The sequence below is a fragment of the Brevundimonas vesicularis genome (assembly GCF_014204545.1).
Classification (GTDB): domain Bacteria; phylum Pseudomonadota; class Alphaproteobacteria; order Caulobacterales; family Caulobacteraceae; genus Brevundimonas; species Brevundimonas vesicularis_B.
In genome coordinates, this window is the sequence record NZ_JACHLJ010000010.1 from 1 (window position 1) to 4,931 (window position 4,931).

General features: G+C 54.2%; 2 tRNA genes and 2 rRNA genes. All 4 read left to right on the top strand.

Annotated features, from left to right (window positions below):
• Nucleotides 1-220 precede the first annotated feature (220 nt).
• A 16S ribosomal RNA gene (locus tag HNP47_RS16055) occupies nt 221-1,681 on the top strand.
• A 221-nt stretch (nt 1,682-1,902) separates the two neighbouring features.
• Nucleotides 1,903-1,979, top strand: a tRNA-Ile gene (locus HNP47_RS16060).
• An 84-nt stretch (nt 1,980-2,063) separates the two neighbouring features.
• A tRNA-Ala gene (locus HNP47_RS16065) sits at nt 2,064-2,139 on the top strand.
• Nucleotides 2,140-2,338: 199 nt separating this feature from the next.
• Nucleotides 2,339-4,931, top strand: a 23S ribosomal RNA gene (locus tag HNP47_RS16070); the annotation flags it as partial.

Consider the following 4,931-nt stretch of genomic DNA (forward strand, 5'->3'; position numbering starts at 1 on the left):
TGGGTCTTTGACATTGTTGATTTGGAAAGAGAAACGCAGGCGGCGGTGTTCTTGCGATGACCCTAGAAGGTCATCATACGACACTGACTATCTGCGGTCTTTTTGAAAAGATACCATGCGTCGGTCTTAGGATCGATGACGTGGGAACTCGTCAATAAAATACGTAGAACTAATGCCAAGACCACTTCGGTGGTCTTCAAGCTTAGGTCAGAAGTCAACTCAACCTGAGAGTTTGATCCTGGCTCAGAGCGAACGCTGGCGGCAGGCCTAACACATGCAAGTCGAACGAACTCTTCGGAGTTAGTGGCGGACGGGTGAGTAACACGTGGGAACGTGCCTTTAGGTTCGGAATAACTCAGGGAAACTTGTGCTAATACCGAATGTGCCCTTCGGGGGAAAGATTTATCGCCTTTAGAGCGGCCCGCGTCTGATTAGCTAGTTGGTGAGGTAAAGGCTCACCAAGGCGACGATCAGTAGCTGGTCTGAGAGGATGATCAGCCACATTGGGACTGAGACACGGCCCAAACTCCTACGGGAGGCAGCAGTGGGGAATCTTGCGCAATGGGCGAAAGCCTGACGCAGCCATGCCGCGTGAATGATGAAGGTCTTAGGATTGTAAAATTCTTTCACCGGGGACGATAATGACGGTACCCGGAGAAGAAGCCCCGGCTAACTTCGTGCCAGCAGCCGCGGTAATACGAAGGGGGCTAGCGTTGCTCGGAATTACTGGGCGTAAAGGGAGCGTAGGCGGACATTTAAGTCAGGGGTGAAATCCCGGGGCTCAACCTCGGAATTGCCTTTGATACTGGGTGTCTTGAGTATGAGAGAGGTGTGTGGAACTCCGAGTGTAGAGGTGAAATTCGTAGATATTCGGAAGAACACCAGTGGCGAAGGCGACACACTGGCTCATTACTGACGCTGAGGCTCGAAAGCGTGGGGAGCAAACAGGATTAGATACCCTGGTAGTCCACGCCGTAAACGATGATTGCTAGTTGTCGGGATGCATGCATTTCGGTGACGCAGCTAACGCATTAAGCAATCCGCCTGGGGAGTACGGTCGCAAGATTAAAACTCAAAGGAATTGACGGGGGCCCGCACAAGCGGTGGAGCATGTGGTTTAATTCGAAGCAACGCGCAGAACCTTACCACCTTTTGACATGCCTGGACCGCCAGAGAGATCTGGCTTTCCCTTCGGGGACTAGGACACAGGTGCTGCATGGCTGTCGTCAGCTCGTGTCGTGAGATGTTGGGTTAAGTCCCGCAACGAGCGCAACCCTCGCCATTAGTTGCCATCATTTAGTTGGGAACTCTAATGGGACTGCCGGTGCTAAGCCGGAGGAAGGTGGGGATGACGTCAAGTCCTCATGGCCCTTACAGGGTGGGCTACACACGTGCTACAATGGCGACTACAGAGGGTTAATCCTTAAAAGTCGTCTCAGTTCGGATTGTCCTCTGCAACTCGAGGGCATGAAGTTGGAATCGCTAGTAATCGCGGATCAGCATGCCGCGGTGAATACGTTCCCGGGCCTTGTACACACCGCCCGTCACACCATGGGAGTTGGTTCTACCCGAAGGCGCTGCGCTGACCGCAAGGAGGCAGGCGACCACGGTAGGGTCAGCGACTGGGGTGAAGTCGTAACAAGGTAGCCGTAGGGGAACCTGCGGCTGGATCACCTCCTTTCTAAGGATGCTTCTCCAGGCCGTCTCTCACGAGACTGTCTATTGAGGCTCCAATAGCTGATGCGCTCAAGCAGCAATGCGATAGCGCTAGGCACAAACGGCGGAACGCCGCCGTCTCCGTTTCTCTTTCCACTTTCGTCATCGACGCCTCGACCATACGGGTCGTTGAGTTGGTGACGCGATCGCGAGCCTGGGTGTCTATGACCCGGCTGTCGCTGCCATAGGCCCGTAGCTCAGGTGGTTAGAGCGTACGCCTGATAAGCGTAAGGTCGGCAGTTCGAGTCTGCCCGGGCCTACCAGGACTTCTGGTTCGCTGGGGGTTCTCAGCCTCAAGACGGCATCGCCGACAGCTCTCCTGGGCTTCGCACTATTCCTGATGGAATGGGGCCATAGCTCAGTTGGTAGAGCGCCTGCTTTGCAAGCAGGATGTCGTCGGTTCGACTCCGTCTGGCTCCACCAGGATCTTGTGATCGCATCAAGAATTGCCCGTCGGCGCTCGTCGGCTGGCATTGATATCGTAAAGGAAGAACGTGACCGGCTCCCCTGAGCTTTGAGGTCTTGTTCGAGAAGAAGACATTGTCTGACAAAAATCAGGCTTGGTCCCCCGGCATCTTTCCAGTCGGGCGGAATAAACCAAGCATGAGTTTTGCTGAGAAACGATCAAACGTTGAAGGGCTTCTGACGGATGCCTTGGCGTAGAGAGGCGATGAAGGACGTGGCAAGCTGCGATAAGAACCGGGGAGGCGCTAGCACCCTTTGATCCGGTTATTTCCGAATGGGGAAACCCACCTTTACAGTCTTCCAACTCTGCTCTCCGGGGCAGCGATTGGCGGATTGTTGAAAGGTATAATGAGCTGAATACATAGGCTTCATTAAGCGAACCCGGGGAACTGAAACATCTCAGTACCCGGAGGAAAGGACATCAACCGAGACTCCCGTAGTAGTGGCGAGCGAACCGGGACCAGGCCAGTGCTCTTGTGAAATAAAGACGAACGATCTGGAAAGGTCGGCCATAGTGGGTGAAAGCCCCGTAGTCATCAAACAGCAAGAGACTCGAGTAGGGCGGGACACGTGAAATCCTGTCTGAACATGGGGGGACCACCCTCCAAGCCTAAGTACTCCTCTACGACCGATAGTGAACAAGTACCGTGAGGGAAAGGTGAAAAGCACCCCGACAAGGGGAGTGAAACAGATCCTGAAATCGGAAGCCTACAAGCAGTCGGAGCCGCCAAGCGCGGTGACGGCGTACCTTTTGTATAATGGGTCAGCGACTTCATGTGTCGAGCAAGCTTAAGCCGTTAGGTGTAGGCGCAGCGAAAGCGAGTCTGAATAGGGCGCTAAGTTCGACGTATGACGACCCGAAACCAGGTGATCTATCCATGAGCAGGTTGAAGGTTGGGTAACACCAACTGGAGGACCGAACCCGTGAATGTTGAAAAATTCTGGGATGACTTGTGGATAGGGGTGAAAGGCCAATCAAACCTGGACATAGCTGGTTCTCCGCGAAATCTATTTAGGTAGAGCGTCCGACGAATTCCTTGGGGGGTAGAGCACTGGATGGTTGCGGGCTGCGCGAGCGGTACCAATACTAACCAAACTCCGAATACCCAAGAGAACTATCGGGCAGACACACGGCGGGTGCTAACGTCCGTCGTGAAAAGGGAAACAACCCTAACCATCATCTAAGGCCCCCAAGTCACGGCTAAGTGGGAAACGATGTGGGATTGCTTTGACAATCAGGAGGTTGGCTTAGAAGCAGCCATCCTTTAAAGAAAGCGTAACAGCTCACTGATCAAGCGATCCTGCGCGGAAAATGTAACGGGGCTCAAGCCGTGCGCCGAAGATATGGGTTTGCAGTTTACTGCAAGCGGTAGCGGAGCGTTCCGTAGGCCGGTGAAGGTCAGGCGTGAGCCTGGCTGGAGGTATCGGAAGTGAGAATGCTGACATGAGTAACGATAAGAGTGTGAGAGACACTCTCGCCGAAAGACCAAGGGTTCCTGCGTAAAGCTAATCTGCGCAGGGTTAGTCGGCCCCTAAGGCGAGGCTGAAAAGCGTAGTCGATGGGAAGCAGGTAAATATTCCTGCACCAGCTGGAAGTGACGGATGGCTTAACTCGTACCCACTTATTGGATTGTGTGTGCGGGGGCGTTGTCCCAGGAAATAACTCCAGCAGAGACCGTACCCGAAACCGACACAGGTGGTCAGGTAGAGCATACCAAGGCGTTTGAGAGAACTATGCTGAAGGAACTCGGCAAATTGCACGCGTAACTTCGGAATAAGCGTGACTCACCTTGCGCAAGCAGGACTGAGTGGCACAAGCCAGGGGGTAGCGACTGTTTAGCAAAAACACAGGGCTCTGCGAAGCAGCAATGCGACGTATAGGGTCTGACGCCTGCCCGGTGCCTGAAGGTTAAAGGGAGATGTGAAAGCGTCGAACTGAAGCCCAGGTAAACGGCGGCCGTAACTATAACGGTCCTAAGGTAGCGAAATTCCTTGTCGGGTAAGTTCCGACCTGCACGAATGGCGTAACGACTTCCCCACTGTCTCCAGCATAGGCTCAGTGAAATTGAATTCCCCGTGAAGATGCGGGGTTCCCGCGGTCAGACGGAAAGACCCTATGAACCTTTACTATAGCTTCGCCTTGGCGTTAGCGACCGTATGTGTAGGATAGGTGGGAGACTATGAAACCGGGGCGCCAGCTCTGGTGGAGTCGTCCTTGAAATACCACCCTTACTGTCGTTGACGTCTAACCGAGGGCCGTTATCCGGTCCCGGGACATGGCGTGGTGGGTAGTTTGACTGGGGCGGTCGCCTCCTAAAGTGTAACGGAGGCGCGCGATGGTGGGCTCAGACCGGTCGGAAATCGGTCGTCGAGTGCAATGGCATAAGCCCGCCTGACTGCGAGACTGACAAGTCGAGCAGAGACGAAAGTCGGCCATAGTGATCCGGTGGTCCCGAGTGGAAGGGCCATCGCTCAACGGATAAAAGGTACTCTAGGGATAACAGGCTGATTTTGCCCAAGAGTCCATATCGACGGCAAAGTTTGGCACCTCGATGTCGGCTCATCACATCCTGGGGCTGGAGCAGGTCCCAAGGGTATGGCTGTTCGCCATTTAAAGTGGTACGTGAGCTGGGTTCAGAACGTCGTGAGACAGTTTGGTCCCTATCTGCCGTGGGTGTTCGAAGCTTGAGAGGATCTGTCCCTAGTACGAGAGGACCGGGATGGACATACCTCTGGTGTACCTGTCATGG